General features: G+C 67.9%; 11 protein-coding genes. 9 read left to right on the forward strand and 2 right to left on the reverse strand.

The genetic code is table 11. From position 1 onward, the window contains the following. Position 1: 1 nt before the first annotated feature. Positions 2 to 6,511, reverse strand: a complete 6,510-nt coding sequence (locus B7P44_RS18415; RefSeq protein ID WP_133118033.1) for a non-ribosomal peptide synthetase — start codon at positions 6,509 to 6,511, stop codon at positions 2 to 4. A gap of 237 nt (positions 6,512 to 6,748) precedes the next feature. Between B7P44_RS18415 and B7P44_RS18420 the strand changes: the two genes are divergently transcribed. Beyond that, complete coding sequence (locus tag B7P44_RS18420; RefSeq protein WP_084907052.1) at positions 6,749 to 8,053, forward strand: MFS transporter; 1,305 nt, start codon at positions 6,749 to 6,751, stop codon at positions 8,051 to 8,053. A 109-nt stretch (positions 8,054 to 8,162) separates the two neighbouring features. Here B7P44_RS18420 and B7P44_RS18425 read toward each other — a convergent pair whose 3' ends face one another. Continuing rightward, a complete protein-coding gene (locus B7P44_RS18425) occupies positions 8,163 to 9,689 on the reverse strand; it encodes an aminotransferase-like domain-containing protein (protein ID WP_231716773.1) in 1,527 nt (508 codons plus the stop codon). A 64-nt stretch (positions 9,690 to 9,753) separates the two neighbouring features. Here B7P44_RS18425 and B7P44_RS18430 point away from each other — a divergent pair, with 64 nt between their 5' ends. Genes B7P44_RS18430 through B7P44_RS18465 form a run of 8 tightly spaced genes read left to right on the forward strand, consistent with a single transcriptional unit; the run spans position 9,754 to position 16,831 of the window. Further along, positions 9,754 to 11,325 carry an anthranilate synthase component I family protein gene (locus B7P44_RS18430; protein ID WP_162296951.1) on the forward strand — a complete coding sequence of 524 codons (1,572 nt, stop codon included), beginning with the start codon at positions 9,754 to 9,756 and terminating at the stop codon, positions 11,323 to 11,325. Further along, positions 11,322 to 11,939: an anthranilate synthase component II gene (locus B7P44_RS18435; RefSeq protein WP_084907058.1), complete on the forward strand. Its 618-nt coding sequence runs from the start codon at positions 11,322 to 11,324 to the stop codon at positions 11,937 to 11,939. Before B7P44_RS18430 ends, B7P44_RS18435 begins: the two co-directional genes overlap by 4 nt. 9 nt (positions 11,940 to 11,948) lie before the next feature. After that, on the forward strand, positions 11,949 to 12,302 hold the full coding sequence (locus B7P44_RS18440; protein WP_084907060.1) for a cupin domain-containing protein: 354 nt from the start codon (positions 11,949 to 11,951) through the stop codon (positions 12,300 to 12,302). 15 nt (positions 12,303 to 12,317) lie between these two features. Beyond that, positions 12,318 to 13,712, forward strand: coding sequence for a UbiD family decarboxylase (locus B7P44_RS18445; RefSeq protein WP_157721076.1), 1,395 nt, complete (start codon positions 12,318 to 12,320; stop codon positions 13,710 to 13,712). Between the two features lie 25 nt (positions 13,713 to 13,737). Further along, on the forward strand, positions 13,738 to 14,391 hold the full coding sequence (locus B7P44_RS18450; protein WP_084907064.1) for a flavodoxin family protein: 654 nt from the start codon (positions 13,738 to 13,740) through the stop codon (positions 14,389 to 14,391). A 56-nt stretch (positions 14,392 to 14,447) separates the two neighbouring features. Then, the gene (locus tag B7P44_RS18455; protein WP_157721077.1) at positions 14,448 to 14,738 is read left to right on the forward strand and encodes a chorismate mutase; all 291 of its coding nucleotides are present in this window, start codon (positions 14,448 to 14,450) and stop codon (positions 14,736 to 14,738) included. Further along, entirely contained in the window at positions 14,735 to 15,451 is a 717-nt protein-coding gene (locus tag B7P44_RS18460) for a B3/B4 domain-containing protein (RefSeq protein WP_084907068.1), read from the forward strand. The genes B7P44_RS18455 and B7P44_RS18460 overlap by 4 nt, the downstream gene beginning before the upstream one ends. Positions 15,452 to 15,469: 18 nt before the next feature. Beyond that, the gene (locus B7P44_RS18465) at positions 15,470 to 16,831 is read left to right on the forward strand and encodes a TrpB-like pyridoxal phosphate-dependent enzyme (protein ID WP_084907070.1); all 1,362 of its coding nucleotides are present in this window, start codon (positions 15,470 to 15,472) and stop codon (positions 16,829 to 16,831) included. Positions 16,832 to 16,849 lie beyond the last annotated feature (18 nt).

Consider the following 16,849-nt stretch of genomic DNA (forward strand, 5'->3'; position numbering starts at 1 on the left):
TTCAGGGGGCGTTTTCGAGAGTCGTGAGGTGCGAGCCGTCGGGCCCGGCGGAAATCCGTGCGCGGACGCGGGGCGCGCGGCGCACCGGCGTGGGCGTCGACGCGCCCGCCGCGCCCGCATCGGCCGCGAGCGAATCGATCCACGCGGCGAGCGCGTGCAGCGTCGGCTGCGTGAACATCCCTTGCAGCGGCAGATCGAGACCCGTGGCGAGACGCGCCGCGTTCAGCGCCTTGAGCGACGCGATGCTGTCGCCGCCTAGCGCGAAGAAGCTGTCGTGGCGGGCGGGCTCGCGGCCGAGGACGCGGGCCCAGATGTCGGCGAGCAGGCGCTCGGTGGGCGTGGCGGGCGGCTCGCGATTGGCGTCGTCGGAGACGGCTTCCGGCTTGGGCAGCGCGCGGCGGTCGAGCTTGCCGTTGACGGTGAGGGGCAGCGCGTCGAGGACGACGAAGTGCGCGGGAATCATGTGAGCCGGCAGGTGCGCGGCGAGGTGGGCGCGCAGCGCGGCGGGATCGAGTTCGTCGTGCGCCGCGTCATCCGCATGCCGCTGCGTGACGTAAGCGACGAGCCGCGCATTGCCGTGCGCATCGTCGTCGGCGACCACGGCTGCATCGCGCACGCGCGGATGGTCGCGCAACGCGGCTTCGATTTCGCCGGGCTCGATGCGGAAGCCGCGAATCTTGATCTGCTGGTCGGCGCGGCCGAGATAGACGATCTCGCCGTCGGCGCGGCGTCGCGCGAGGTCGCCTGCGCGATAGCGCCGTGCGCCCGGCGCGCCGTCCGGATCGGGGACGAAGCGGGCTGCGGTGAGGCCGGGACGATTCAGATAGCCGCGCGCGACGCCCGCGCCGCCGACGTGGATCTCGCCGGCGACGCCGTCGAGAACCGGCTCGCCGTGGCGATCGAGCAACTGCAACGAGAGATCGGCCAGCGGCGCGCCGATCGGGCTGAAGGGTGCGTCGGCATCAGCACGGCACAGCGTGCGCGCGGTGACGTGGACGGTGGTCTCGGTGATGCCGTACATGTTGACGAGGCGGGGCCGCTCGTCGCCGTAGCGGTCAAACCAGTCGCGCAGCGCGGCGGGGTCGAGCGCTTCGCCGCCGAACACGACGAGGCGCAGCGCGGAGAGCGTGCCGGGCTGCCGGTCGAGCAGACGGAAGGCCGACGGCGTCTGGCTGAGGACGGACACGCGATGCACACGCAGGAAGTCGGCGAACGCGAGCGGATCGCGGCTCGTCTCGAAAGGGACGAAGACCGCTTGCGCGCCGTGCAGCAGCGCACCCCACAGCTCCCACACGGAGAAGTCGAACGCGGTGGAATGGAAGACGCTCCACACGTCGTGCTCGGAAAGCGAGAACGGTTCACGAGTAACGTCGAACAGGCGCAGCACGTTCGCGTGAGTGACGACGCAGCCCTTGGGCGTGCCGGTGGAGCCGGACGTGTAGATCACATAGGCGGCTTGCGCGGCGCAGACGGCGCGGGGCGGAGCCGTTCGGGCGCGGTCGCCACCGACATCGTCGAGACTGATCGCACTGCGCGGCAGATCGCCTGAGCGCGGTAGGCGTTCGAGCTCGTCGTTGGTTCCGACGATGGCGATCATCGCGCTGTCGTCGATGAGGAAATGCAGTCGCTCGTCGGGATAGGCGGAATCGAGCGGCACATAGGCAGCGCCGGTCTTGAGGATCGCGAGCATGCCGATCGCGAAATGGATATCGCGTCCGGACGCGAGACCGACGCGCAACTCGGGGCCGGCGCCGAGATCGCGCAACGTCCAGGCAAGTGCGTTGGCGTGCGCGTCGAGTTGCGCATAGGTAAGCGAGCCGGCGTCGCCCGACACGGCAACCGCATCCGGATCGTGCGCGGCGATCTGCTCGAACGCATCGCACAGATTCGCGTGCCGCAGCGTCGGCGCGATCGGCGTGCGCGTCGTCGCCGGCAAGCCGCGCACGCCGGCGACCGGCATCGCGAGCCACGGCGCGTCGACGTCGGCCGCGATGTCGCGCAGCGCCGCGTCGAGCACCGCGACGTGCCGCTCGACCTGCGCCGCGCGAAACTGCGCGACGTCGTAATGCAGCGACACGTCGAACCCGTCGCCGGCCGGGTCGCGCGCGAACTGCACGAGCAGCGGGAAGTCGGTTTCCTCGTGCGCGTCGAAGTCGACCACCGCGACGCCGGGCAGATCGAGCGCGTCGCGATAGACGTGGAAATGGATGTAGTTGAACGCGACGTCGAACAGGCGGCCCGCGCCGGCCTCGTCGGCGATCGCGGCGAGCGGCAGGCGCTTGAGCGCGTCGAGCTCGCGCTCGGCGGCGGCGACCTGCCGGATCAGCCCGGCCCATGAACCGGGCGCGAGACGCGCGCCGAACGGCACGGTGTTCAGGAAGAGGCCGGTCGCCCGCGTGCTGTGCGCGTGATCGGGCCGGTTGTGGACGACGTAGCCCGTCACCGGGCAGTCCGATCCCGTCAGCATCGACAGCGTGCGCAGATGCGCGGCGAGCAGCAGCGTGCGCAGCTCGACGCCGAGCGTGCGGGCGCGCGCGGCGAGCGACGCCGACAACGGCGGCGACACGCGCCGGACGATGCGCTCGACCGTGCGTCGTCCATCGGTCCGGGTCGCGTCGTCGCCGCCGTTCGCACCGCCGCCGCCGTCCGCACCGTCGCTGCCGGCGAGCAGCGTCGCGGGCCGGCGGGAAAGCCGCTCGCGCCACGCGCGGCGCAGCGCGTCGTCCGCGAGCGCGTCGCGCTCGGCGGCAGCGTGCAGCGCCAGCACCGGCGCGTCGCTCGCGGGCTCGGCGAGCGGGCCGCCGCATGCGTTGCCGATGATCTCCGTCATCAGCGTCGCGACACTCCAGCCGTCGACGATCGCGTGATGAAAGCTCAGTGTCACGTGGATCGCGTCGTCGGCGACGCGATGGATGAACAGCCGCAGCATCGGGCCGTGCGCGACGTCGAAGTCGTGCTGCTGCTCGGCGGCGACGAACGCGTCGAGCTCGGCTTGCCGCGCAGCGTTGTCCAGCGTGCGGCAATCGAACACCTCAAGCGCCGGGGCGGCTTCGCGCCGGATCAGTTGCAGCGGCGTCGAGAAGCCGTCGAGCGCGAACACGGTGCGCAGCGTCGCGTGCGCGCGCGTCACGGCTGCGAGCGCGCGGCGCCATGCGGCTTCGTCCCACGCGGGAATCCGCAGGCGATAGCGGAACACGTCGTGGAAGACCGTGCCGCCGTCGCGTTCGCGATGGAACAGCATCCCGAGTTGCAGGCGGGACATCGGCAGCGCGTCTTCGAGCCCGTCGGGCAGCAACGCGCGGTCGGCGTCCGACAGCAGCGCGAATGGCGCGGGCGCGGCGGACACCGACAGCGGCGGCAACGGGTCGCGATCGACGGCTTCGGCGAGCGCGGCGAGCGTCGGGCATTCGCGCAACTGGCGCGGCGACACGTATACGCCCTGCGCACGTGCGTCGGTGACGACTTCGAGCGAATTGAGGCTGTCGCCGCCGAGCGCGAAGAAACTGTCGTGGCGGGCGGGGGCACGGCCGAGGACGCGGGTCCAGATGTCGGCGAGCAGACGCTCGGTGGGCGTGGCGGGCGGCTCGCGATTGGTGTCGTCGGAGACGGCTTCCGGCTTGGGCAGCGCGCGGCGGTCGAGCTTGCCGTTGACGGTGAGCGGCAGCGCGTCGAGGACGACGAGGTGCGCGGGAATCATGTGAGCCGGCAGGTGCGCGGCGAGGTGGGCGCGCAGCGCGGCGGGATCGAGTCCGTCGTGCGCCGCGTCATCCGCATGCCGCTGCGTGACGTAAGCGACGAGCCGCGCATTGCCGTGCGCATCGTCGTCGGCGACCACGGCCGCATCGCGCACGCGCGGATGGTCGCGCAACGCGGCTTCGATCTCGCCGGGCTCGATGCGGAAGCCGCGAATCTTGATCTGCTGGTCGGCGCGGCCGAGATAGACGATCTCGCCGTCGGCGCGGCGTCGCGCGAGGTCGCCTGCGCGATAGCGCCGCGCGCCCGGCGCGCCGTCCGGATCAGGCACGAAGCGGGCTGCGGTGAGGCCGGGACGATTCAGATAGCCGCGCGCGACGCCCGCACCGCCAACGTGAATCTCGCCGGCGACGCCGTCGAGAACCGGCTCGCCGTGGCGATCGAGCAGTTGCAGCGAGAGATCGGCCAGCGGCGCGCCGATCGGGCTGAGCGGTGCGTCGGCGTCAGCACGGCACAGCGTGCGCGCGGTGACATGGACGGTGGTCTCGGTGATGCCGTACATGTTGACGAGGCGGGGCCGCTCGTCGCCGTAGCGGTCGAACCAGTCGCGCAGCGCGGCGGGGTCGAGCGCTTCGCCGCCGAACACGACGAGGCGCAGCGCGGAGAGCGTGCCGGGCTGCCGGTCGAGCAGGCGGAAGGCCGACGGCGTCTGGCTCAGGACGGACACGCGATGCACACGCAGGAAATCGGCGAACGCGAGCGGATCGCGGCTCGTCTCGAAGGGGACGAAGACCGCTTGCGCGCCGTGCAGCAGCGCGCCCCAGAGTTCCCACACGGAGAAGTCGAACGCGGTGGAGTGGAAGACGCTCCACACGTCGTCACTGGCGAGCGAGAACGGCTCACGCGTGACGTCGAACAGGCGCAGCACGTTCGCGTGAGTAACGACGCAGCCTTTAGGTGTGCCGGTGGAGCCGGATGTGTAGATCACATAGGCGGCTTGCGCGGCGCAGACGGCGCGGGGCGGAGCCGTTCGGGCGCGGTCGCCACCAACATCGTCGAGACTGATCGCACAGCGCGGCAGATCACCCGAGCGCGGCAGGCGTTCTAGCTCGTCGTTGGTTCCGACGATGGCGATCATCGCGCTGTCGTCGATGAGGAAACGCAGTCGCTCGTCGGGATAGGCGGAATCGAGCGGCACATAGGCAGCGCCGGTCTTGAGGATCGCGAGCATGCCGATCGCGAAATGGATGTCGCGTCCGGACGCGAGACCGATGCGCAACTCGGGGCCGGCGCCAAGATCGCGCAACGTCCAGGCAAGTGCGTTGGCGCGCGCGTCGAGCTGCGCATAGGTAAGCGAGCCGGCGTCGCCCGACACGGCAACCGCATCCGGATAGTGCGCGGCGATCCGCTCGAACGCATCACTCAGGTTCGCGCGTGACAGCGCCGGAAGGCCGCTCACAAGCGCCGCTCGAGCATCGAGAACCGTCGGCTTCACCGGAACGAGCCGCGCGTTCGCGTCGTCGAGCGCTTCGTGCAGCACGTCCCGGAACGTATCGACGAGCGTCTGCGGCGCGAGATCGCCGAAGCAAGAATCGTTCGTGTCGAAGTCGATGTAGATCGGCCGTCGCGCGCTGAAGTCGCGCACGTAGACGCGCAGCGGATAGCTTTGCGCGGGCGTGCGCAGCGGCGTCACCGTCGTCGACGTGCCGTCGAACGTCGCGTCGTAGTCGTGCCGCTCGTACGACAGGCTCACTTCGAACGGCAGCCGGCCCTGGTCGCCCGACAGCGCGTCGAGCGGATAGCGCTGATGGCGGAAATCGGCCTTCAGCTGCGCGCCGATCCGCGCGACGAGATCCGCGAACGTGTCGGCGGGCGCCGCCGGCGTGCGCAGCACGCAAAAGCCGAGAAAAAGCCCGATCGTCTGCTTGTCCGTCGCGGTGCGCCGGTTCAGGATCGGCAGGCCGATCGCGAGATCGCGTGCGCCGACGACGCGAAACAGCGTCGCCTGCAGGACCGCCGCGAAGAAATGGAACGGGCTCGCGCGCTGCGCGTCGGACCACGCGTGCAGCGCGGCGGTGTCGGCCGCGCTCAGCTCGAGCACCGTGCGACGGTTCGATTGCGACGTCGCGCGCGGGAAATACTCGCTGTCATACGACGCGAGGCGCTCGGCCCAGTAGCGGCGCGACGCGTCGCATTTGTCGGAGGCCAGATACGCGCGCTCGTCCGCGAGCATCGCGTCGACGCGGGTCTCGTGCCACGCAGACGGCGTCTCGCCCGCCCGCAGCCGGTTGTACGCTTCGCAGATGCGTGCGTAGAAGAGGGACGTGCCCCATCCGTCGAACAGCGCGTGATGGAATTTCGTATAGGCGACGTAGTCGTCGTCGCCAACCTGCATCAGCACCATCCGGCAGGCGATTTCGCGACCGTCGGTCGCAAAGCGGTGATTCACGAAATCGTCGTCGATGAAGCGCTGCGCTTCGGCATGCGGATCGGCGTGCGCGCGCAGGTCGAGCATCTCGCGCACGAAGCGCGCGTCGTCGTGCACGATCTGGAACAGGCCGTCGTCGCCGTCATGCAGCGACGAGCGCACCGCGGCGCTGTGCTGCGCGACGAAGTCCGCCGCGCGCCAGAACAGCGCGACATCGAGCGCGCCGACGATGCGCGACGACGCGCCGATGTGCGCGAGCCGATGGTCTTCATGGATGTTTTGCGCCGCGAGGATGTTGCGCTGTGCCGCCCGGAGGGGGTATTTCATCGGACTGCCCGCCGTAGATGGATTCGCTGTAGAGGGTTCTTCGGATGCCGATACATTGCGCACGCGTCGCCGGATGCGGCCATTCGCAAGTGACGGAAATTAAAACACCGCGCCGGCCGAGCGTCTGTCCCCCCAACGCCGGACAATGCGCGCGCGGTCCGTCATGCATTCCCATGACAGACATCGTCCGTCGCCGGTGCTCTAATCCGGCAGGCCTGTTCGCGCGGCTGCCGCACGAACGTCGAATCCGGCGCGTTCGCGCCGCGTGAGCTTCATCGCGCTCAAACCGGGAAGGAATGCATGTCGCCGGGTCGTCGTTTCTTTTTTTTCTGGCTGGGCGAATCGTCGATGCAATTCGCCGCCGCGCTGATGTCGTTCGCACTCGGCGTGTGGGTCTATCGGCATTCCGGCTCGGTGACGGCCTTTTCGAATACGGTGATCGCCGCGACGCTGCCGTCGGTGCTGATCCTGCCGTTCGCGGGCGGCCTGGCCGACCGGATCGACCGCAAGCTCATCATCGTGTCGGCCAACGCGGCGCTCGCGTTGCTGACGCTGCTGCTGCTCGCGCTGTTGTTCGCAGGCAAGCTGCAGCCGGTACATCTTTACGCGTTCAACGCGTGCGCGTCGGCGGTCGGCGCATTTCGGACACCTTCCTGTCAGGCATCGATCCATTCAATTGTCGAGAACGGCGCGCTGACTCGCGCGAACGGCCTGATGGGCATCGGCAAGAACGTGTCGACGCTCGTCGCGCCGCTGCTCGGCGGGATCATCATGGGCGGCGCCGGCCTGAACGCGGTATTCGCGATCCATTTCTTCGCGAACCTCGCGGCGATGCTGTGCGTGTTCAGGGCGCTTGCGCATCTCGGCACGGCGTCCGCCGAGCCGGCCCGCGCGAAGCGGCCGCTGCTGCGCGACGTGCTGTCGGGCATCGCGAGCGCGCTGCGCTTCTTCGAAGCGGAGCCGCTGATGCTCGGGCTGCTCGGGTACGTGATGATCCAGAGCGCGCTGCTCTCGCTCGCGACGATGATGATCGCGCCGCTCGTGCTCTCGAATCATTCGAGCGCGCAGCTCGGGCTCGTCTACACGTCAGCCGCGATCGGCGGGCTCGCCGGCATGTCGCTCCTCATCGCGACGACCAATCCGCAGCGCCTGATGCTGATCGTCGTGTGCGCGGATGCGGTGCTGTCGCTGTGCATGCTGTCGATCGGCCTCGTGTCGGACACGTCGGCGTACTGCGCGATCGCGTTCGTCGCGCTGGCGGTGGGCAGCGTCGCCGAGGGGTGCTGCAACGCGCTGTGGATGCGCAAGATCCCGGCGCGCAACAAGGCCAGCGTGCTGTCGTTCGTCAGCATGCTGATGATCGCGACGATGACGGTCGTCGTCGCGGTGGGCGGGTTCGTCGTCGATCGTGTGCTGGAGCCCGCGCTGTCGGCGGGCGGGCCGTTCGCGCAGGCGGCGAACGCGTGGTTCGGGATCGGCAAGGGCGGCGGCGTCGCGCTGCTGTTCGTCGCGGTGGGCGCGACGAGCGTGCTGCTGTGCGCGTGCATGTTCGCCCATCCGCGCATGCGGCGGATCGATCTGCTGGTGCCGGATGGCGCGGGATGAGCGGGCGCGGCGGAAGGCGTCGCGACCTTGCCGCCGCGCATCGTCGACCGATGCGCGGCGGCGGCCGTTCGGGCGGCCGTCCTGATTCAGCGCGGCACGGCCGTCGCGATCAGGCCTGCGCGTCGGCCAGCATCTGGCCGGCGATTTCGCCGACGCGCTCCAGCGCGCGCCGATGCTCGGCGCTCCACGGTCCCGGCAGGCTGATCCGGATGCAGTTCCGATAGGTGTCCGACGCGCTGAACATCGTCCCGGGAGCGATCAGGATCTGTTCTTCGAGGCAGGCCTTGAACAGGGTCAACGAATCCAGCTTGCCCGGCAGTTCGACCCACAACATCGATCCGCCGACCGGGTCGGTCATGCGCGTGCCGGTCGGAAACGCGCGGGCAATGATCCGGCGGGCGTCGCCGACGCTGTTGCTGTTCGCCTTGTGCAACTGGCGGAGCCGGCGGTTGTAGCTGGATTCCGTCAACAGTTCGGCCAGCGCGAGCTCGTTGAGCGAGCAGTTGCCGCCCGACGTCGCCGATTTCAGCATCCTTACCCTGGCCGCAAAGCGCCCGGCGTGCAGCCAGCCGACGCGCAAGCCCGGGGCGATCGTCTTCGAATAGGAGCCGCACGGCAGCACCCAGCCGTCCGCGTCGAACGACCTCACCGCGCGGGAATAGGCATCGCCCGTGACGAGGTCGCTGTAGATCACGTCCTCGATCATCGGAACCCCGTGGTTCGCCAGCAGCTGCGCCAGGCGCTCGCGTTCCGCGAGCGGCATGCAGGTGCCCATCGGATTCGACAGCGTCGGCGTCGCCAGCACCGCACTCACCTGGCACGTGCGCAACGCCAACGCCAGCGCATCGACGGAAAGACCGTCGCGAGGGTGAGCGGGGATCTCCAGGACGCGCAGCCCGAGCGCGTCCAGTATCCGCAGGAAGCCGAACGACGTCGGCGATTCCACTGCAATCGTGTCCCCGGGTTTCGACAAGGCCATCAGGCAGAGGCTGACGGATTCGGTCGTGCCGGTCGTCAGCACGATCTCGCGAGGATCGAGCGTGCATCCCATCGCGAGCGTGCGCCGGGCGATCGCCTTGCGCAGCGCGTCCTCGCCGGGCGGCGTCGGGTAGCGCGCCAGCGAGGTGCCGCTGCGCTGGATGGCGCGCAGCACCGCGCGCCTCGTCTTGTCGGACTGCATCAGCCCGCTCGACGGATAGCCCGATCCGAACGACACGAGGTTCGGCGCGCTGGCCGAGTACATCATCGTTTCGATGAGCGTTGCCGCCTCGACCGCGGCCGACAACGCGGGGGGCGGGCTTGCCTCGGGCTCCGGCAGCTCGCGCGAGCGTTGTGCAACGTAATGCCCCGCTTTCGGCCGGGACTCGATCAGCCGCGCGTCCTCGAGATTCCTGTACGCCTCCAGTACCGTCGACAGCGATACCGCGTGTTCCTTCGCACACTTTCGCAACGAAGGCAGGCGATCGCCGCTGGCGTATGTGCCTAGCCGGATTGCCGATTCGATCTGATGAGCCAGTTGCAAATAAAGGGGCTGGTTTCGTTTTGGATTTTCTTGCATCGGGCGATTCTCTTTATTTGATATGCCGCAACTCGAATACCCATACTTGCGAATCGTTAATGTGACGTGGCGCGTCATTTTCAATCCGCTTCAATCAGTACAGATACCCGGATCCGGAACCAGTACAGAACGCCGGCCGGCCGTGTTGTACATACGCGAGTTTATCTCCCGTGTGCCTAGCGCCTTTGTCCGGCAACCCCGAACATTTCGAGTCCATTACACGGGGTGCTGCCAAACGACCGCATTATTAACGATGCTCACCATCCAGACCGAAACCATCCGAATCAAGGCAGCACCTGACGTCGATCCATTCAGCGTATATCGCATGGCTGTAGAGCGATTCGGCGCGGAACACGTATTCCTGGCCGAATCGGTCAGCGGCCCCGAAATCGATTGCAAGCAGTCTTTCGTCGCGATACGACGAATTGCGTCCATCCGCTTCACTGCGGATTCGGTCAATATCGACGCGGCTCCCGAAATTAGGGGGCATTTGACGCACACCGCCGAGACCCTGCCGGACGCGCCCCGATTCGATCCCGACGGCCGCGCGGACCTCGATTCCCCGGACCAGTTGTGGCGCCTGATGCGCGCGTTCCTGTTTTCCAGCTATCGCGTCGCAACCACCACGGACGAATTCGCGGCCGGCTTCGTCGTGCGGCTCGATTACGACACGGCGGCGCTGATCGAGCGCCTGCCGCGCCGGTTGCCGCGCACGAACGCGACACTCGTTCGCCTCGATCTGTACCAGCACGTGGTGGCGTTTCATCGCGACAGGGTCGCGCTTCACGTGAACTATGGCCCCGGCTTCGGCGAACCCGACATTCCGTCGCTTCGACAGCTGCTCACGGCTGCGCCGCCGTTTCGGCCCGCCGCGCCGGAGGCGTCCGGCATCCGGTTCTCGACGACGAAGGAACGCTATCTCGACGCCTGCCGGACCGCGCTGGACCATATCCATGCGGGCGACATCTACCAGGTGCAGCTCGGCCACGAGATCCGCGTCAGGACCGGCATGGACCCGGTGTCGCTCTACGCGCATCTCAGGGCGCAGAACCCGTCGCCATACATGTTCCTGCATCAGGTCGACGACATGACGCTGGTGGGCGCGAGTCCCGAGAACTACGTTCGGCTCGAAGGGCGTCGCCTGTCGATGCGGCCGATCGCCGGCACGCTGGCGAAATCGCCGGCCGTCGACGGGGATACGCTGCGGCGCGAATTGTGTGCGTCCGTGAAGGAGAACGCGGAACACGTGATGCTGGTCGATCTGTGCCGCAATGACATCGGACGCCTGTGCGAACCCGGTTCGCTCGACGTTCCGAGCCTGATGGCGATGGAGGAGTTTCCGTCTCTCTATCACCTGGTTTCCACCGTGACCGGCGAGCTGCGGGCCGGATGCGACGCCGTGGATGTCCTGCGCGCGACGTTTCCCGCCGGGACCATGGTGGGGGCGCCGAAGATCAGGGCCATGGAGATCATCGAGCAACTGGAAGCGTCGCCGCGCGGCCAATATGCCGGCGCGATCGGCCTGATCGATTTCCGGGGCGGGATGAACATGGCGCTGTGCATTCGGATGGCTTGCCGGATCGACGGCGAATACCGGTTGAGGGCGAGCGCGGGCGTGGTGTTCGATTCGGAGCCGGAGCGGGAATGGCTCGAAACGCTGGCCAAGATGCGGCTGGCTTATCGCATTCTGACGGGACAGGAGCTCGTGGCATGAACGTCGCACTTGTGGATGCTTACGACAGTTTCGTATACGTCATCGACTTGTATCTCCGGACGATGGGCCTGCAGACCCGCGTGCTGCGATGCGACGATCCGCGCATCGATCGCCTGCTGGCCGAGCCGCCGTCCGCGGTGGTGCTGGGGCCCGGGCCGGGCCGCCCGGAAGACGCGGGCTACCCGCAGATGATCCGCGCACTCGAAGGGCGCGTGCCGGTCATGGGCGTGTGCCTGGGCCATCAGGCGATCGGCCTCGCCTATGGCGGGGAGGTCGTGCGGGCAGGCACCTGCATGCACGGCAAGACGAGCGTCGTCGCCAATGACGGGACGGGCGTCTTCGCCAAGACGTCGGGCAAGCCGTTCTCGGCGACCCGCTACCACTCGCTCGTGATCGCGCGCGACAGCGTGCCCGACCCGCTGGTCGTCAGCGCGCATGCGCTCGACGACAACGAGGTGATGGGCGTGCGCCATCGGCGCTATCCGATCGAAGGGGTGCAATTCCATCCGGAGAGCATTTCCACCGAGAACGGCATGTCGATCTTCAGCAGTTTCTTCGAGTACTACCTGGGCGCCGACGCGCCATTCTCAACCGCATCATCAACCCATTCGTAGAGCGACCCGATGAACACTGTTTCGTACGACGACGTTTCCTTCGACACGGAAAGCGCGCCTTGGGCGAGCTGGAGCAAACCCGGCGCGGACGGCCGCGTCAAGACCTTCTTTTCCAACGGCAAGCGCTTGCGCCTGCTCGAGCTGCCCGCCGGCTTCGATGAGGCGCACTGGTGCACGGTGGGTCACCAGGGGTTCGTTTTCGAGGGGTGCTTCACGATCATCTTCGACGACCGAACCTTCGAGTGCCGGCCGGGCACGGTATTTTCGATCCCGGACGGCGTGCGTCATCGGTCCAGGGGCGCGGCCGACGGCCAAACGCTCGTGTTCGTCGTCGACGACCAGGGCGATCAGGCGCAGCGATAACCCATGCCATCCACCATGACGCTCCCGTCCCGCTCGCTGCGGGACGCACTCGATGCCTGTCGCGCGCGCGGCGGCTCCGTGGTGGAGATCGACGCCGGGCTCGACCCGCGCGTCGAAATCGCCGCCCACTATCGCGCGCATTTCGCGACGTCGCCGGGCAGTTCCCGCAGCGGCGACGAGCCTGTCGTGCTCTACGCCGGCGGGAACGGACGCATGCCGGTGCTGATGGGATTGTTCGGCTCGCGCGCGCGCAACGAATGGCTGCTCGGCGCGGAGCCGGGGGGCGGGGCGCGGCACTTCGCGCAACTGCTCGGCTCGCGCGTCGCGCCCGAATGGCGCGACGCGCCGCCGTGTCGCGAGCGCCAGGCGCCGGAGCGGCTGCGCGCGCTGCCGGTCCCGACCACCACCGCCGTCGATGCCGGGCCTTACCTGACGGCCGGCATCGTCTGCGCAGGCGACCCCGACAGCGGTTTCGCGAGCGTGTCGATTCACCGGATGCGTGTGCTCGACGATTCGCGCCTGACGATCTGGATTTTTCCCGGACGCGATCTCGACCGGCTGTACCGGAAGGCGCTCGACGCAGGGCGGACGCTGCCCGTGTCGATCAATATCGGCGCGCCGCCGGCCGTGTACCTGACGTCGAGCCTGAGCGCGCCGTTCGTCGAGCCGGGAAGCGGCGAGATCGAAGCGGCGGGCGCGATGCTCGGCGCACCGCTCGAGCTTGCGCGCTGCGCGACGAACGACACGTTCTGCTTCGCCCGCAGCGAGATCGTGATCGAGGGAACGCTGCTGGCGGACACGGCGGACGAATATGCGAACGCGGCCAACCGCTTCGCGATGCCCGAATTCCTGGGCTATATGGGCGAAGCGCGCGCGTCGCTTCCGGTGGTCGAGGTCAGCGCGGTGTTTCATCGGCGTGACGCGATCTTTCAGGCGTTTCTCGGCCCCGGAAAGGAGCAGTCGGAGCTGCTCGCGTTGCCCGCCGAGGCCGGCATGCTCCGTCACCTGAGCCAACTGGCGCCGGAGGATGCGACGCTGCTCGACGCGCACTACCTGTCGGCGGGCGGCGGGCAACTGATCCTCGTGCTGCGCGTCCGCAAGCACCGCGACACGCCCGGTGCGATGGAGCGGATCCGTCGCGCGGTCATCGAGCGGCACGCGCTCGTCAAGGCGATCTGGATCGTCGACGAGGATATCGACATTCACTCTCCCGAAGACGTGCTCTGGGCGGCGGCGACGCGTTTTCAGCCGAGCCGCGACCTCTACATGCAGACGCGCGTTGCCGGCTTTCCGCTCGATCCGTCGCAAGGCATCGGCTATCTCGACGCATCCGCATGCGTGACCGACAAATATCTGCTGGACCTGACCGCGCCGGTGGCGCTTGCGCAGCGATTCCGGCGCACCTGGTAAAGGCTTTGACCGACTGGACAAGAACATGAACCCACCTGAATCGAATCCGCTGCATTTCACCATTGTCACCGGCTCGGAGCGCGCCTCGGGGAACACCGAGCAAGTGGCCGAGCACATCGGCGCGCTGCTGGCCGACGAGGGCTGCACGATCGACATCGTGCGCCTGCGCGAACACCGGATTGCGCCGTGCGGCGCGTGCGGCGAATGCAATACGCGCACGTCGGCGTGCGAGCAGGACGACGACATGCCCGCGATCATCGCGCGGCTGCGCAAAGCCGACGGCATCGTGTACGCGGTGCCCGTGCACGGCTACGGCATGGCGCATCCGATGCAGATCTTCATCGAACGGGCGGGCGTCGGCTACCTGCGCTTCGAGCGGCCGCTGGCCAACAAGGTCGCGGGCGCCGTCGTCACGGGCCGGCGCTATGCGCACGAAACGGTATTCCACCAGCTCGTCAGCAATTTCCTGCTCAACCGGATGATTCTCGTCGGCAGCGGGTATCCGGTCGTCATCCACGGCGGTTCGCCGGGAGCCGGCATGCAGGACCGCGAAGGCCTTGCGTCGGTCCGTTCGATGATCGCGCGCATGACCGGCATGGCGCGCCTGCTGCGCGCGACGCCCGCGGCGCTGCGCGCGCAATGCCTCGTTCTGGACACCGTCAACGAGCGTGCGGCGTAGGCCACCCGCACCGATTTTTCCCCGCACGCATTCATCTCATTTCTGGAGGGATTCACATGCACGCAGCAGAACAGTTGGCGGACATCCGCCGGCAAATCGACGGCATCGACGATCAGATCGTGCCGTTGCTCGCGAAACGCATCTCGCTCGCGCTGGAAGCGTCGCGATACAAGCACTCCGTCGACGAGATTCGCGGCTGCGACCGGGTGCAGCAGGTGCTCGACGCCGTGGCGGCGCGGGTGCGCCAGGCCGACGGCGACGTCGACACGATCGTCGCGATCTACCGCTTCATCATCGAGGCGCTCACCGAGCTTCAACTGCGCGAGAAGGGGCTGGCGAACTCATGATGCGCGGCTTTCGCTACTCCGACGCGCTGGCCGCCGATTTTCCCGGCTTGTCCTCGCTCGTGTGCATGGTCGACGGCATTTCCGCGGAGCCGGTCGTCAGCGACACGGTGGAGCGCAATCTGGCGATCGCGCGCGAACAGCTGCAGCGGCACGGATCGGAAAGTCAGCTCGAGTCTGTCCGCCACTGGCGCGCCGCCTACCGGAAAACCGGCGTCGACCCGACCAAGTTCCGGATGGCGGCCGAATCGATTCTGCGGCGGCTGCGCGCCAGCGACGCATTCACCACCGGATTGCACCCGTTCGTCACGCTCTGCAATGCGTTGTCCGCCCGGTTCGCGGTGCCGGTCGCCGGACTCGACATCGACCGCATCGACGGGCGGCTCGAAGTGGGCTACGCGTCCGGCCGGTCGGAATACGACGGGTTCGACGGCGTGGTGTCCGTCGTGCCCGCCGGCGAAGTGACGTTCGAGGACGAGGCGAACCGTGCGCATGCGCGCAAATGGTCGCATCGGCAGAGCGGCCTGTCCGCGATATCGCCGTCGACGACGCGTGCGTTCGTCATCGCTGAAGCGTTGCATCCGGAGGGGGAGCGCGATCTGCTCGCCCTGTCGGAGGCGCTGAGCTACGCCATCCACACGCACTGGCCGGGCGCGACGTGCGCAAGCCGGATGCTTGCCGGCGATGCGCTGACTGCCGGGTTTTCCTATCCCTGAAGTTTTCGGAACGATCAAATGACTCAGACCACTCGCTTTATCCTTGATGAATCGCGGCTTCCGCATACGTGGTACAACCTCGCCGCGGACTTGCCGAAGCCGATGCCGCCGATGCTTCACCCCGACACCCGGCAGCCCGTGCAGGCGGACGATCTCGCACGGCTGTTTCCGCCGGCAATCGTCGAGCAGGAACTGTCGGTCGAGCGGGATATTCCGATTCCCGAGGCCGTGCGCGATATCTATCGTCTGTGGCGGCCGTCCCCGCTCATGCGCGCGCATCGGCTGGAGCGGGCGCTCGATACGCCGGCGCGGATCTACTACAAATACGAAGGCGTGTCGCCGGCCGGCTCCCACAAGCCCAATTCGGCGATACCGCAGGCCTGGTACAACAAGCAGGCCGGCGTGAAACGGCTGGTGACGGAGACCGGCGCCGGCCAGTGGGGAACGTCGCTCGCGTTCGCCGGCCAGCTTTTCGGGCTGGACGTCACGGTGTTCCAGGTGCGCGTGTCGTTCGATCAGAAACCTTATCGCCGGGCGGTCATGGAAACCTACGGCGCGCGCTGCGTGGCGTCGCCGTCGACGCTGACCGAGTTCGGCCGCAACGTGCTGTCGACTCAGCCCGATCATCCGGGGTCGTTGGGCATCGCGATTTCCGAGGCGGTCGAAGCGGCGGTGACGACGGACGACGCGCGGTATGCGCTCGGGTCGGTCCTGAATCACGTGCTGCTTCACCAGACGATCATCGGGCAGGAAGCGCTGATGCAGATGGAAATGGCGGGCGACGATCCTGACGTGATCGTTGCGTGCACCGGAGGCGGTTCCAATTTCGCGGGCCTCGTGTTTCCGTTCCTGGGCGTGCAGCTGCGCGGCGGACGGTCCCGCCGCTACGTCGCCGCCGAGCCGGCCGCATGTCCGTCATTGACGCGCGGGCGCTACGCGTATGACTTCGGCGACACGGCCGGCATTACGCCGCTTGCGAAGATGCATACGCTGGGCTCGACGTTCACGCCGCCGGGCGTTCATGCCGGCGGGTTGCGCTATCACGGCATGGCGCCGATGGTGTCGCACCTGCGCGAACTCGGCCTCATCGAGGCGATGGCGTTCCAGCAGACCGAGTGCTTCGGCGCAGGACAGCTGTTTGCGCGATGCGAGGGCATCATCCCGGCGCCGGAGGCGAACCATGCGATCGCCGGCGCCATTCATGAAGCGTTGCGGTGCAAGCGCGAAGGCCGGCCGGAGGCGATTCTGTTCAACCTGTCGGGGCACGGCCACTTCGATATGAACGCCTACCAGACCTTCAACGCGCAGAAGCTGACGGACCAGGCCTACGACGAAACCGAACTGGCTGCGGCGCTCGCCAGCCTGCCGACCGTGTCGTGATGCTGCGTCGATGACGCG

The organism is Burkholderia ubonensis subsp. mesacidophila (genome assembly GCF_002097715.1).
Classification (GTDB): Bacteria; Pseudomonadota; Gammaproteobacteria; order Burkholderiales; family Burkholderiaceae; genus Burkholderia; species Burkholderia mesacidophila.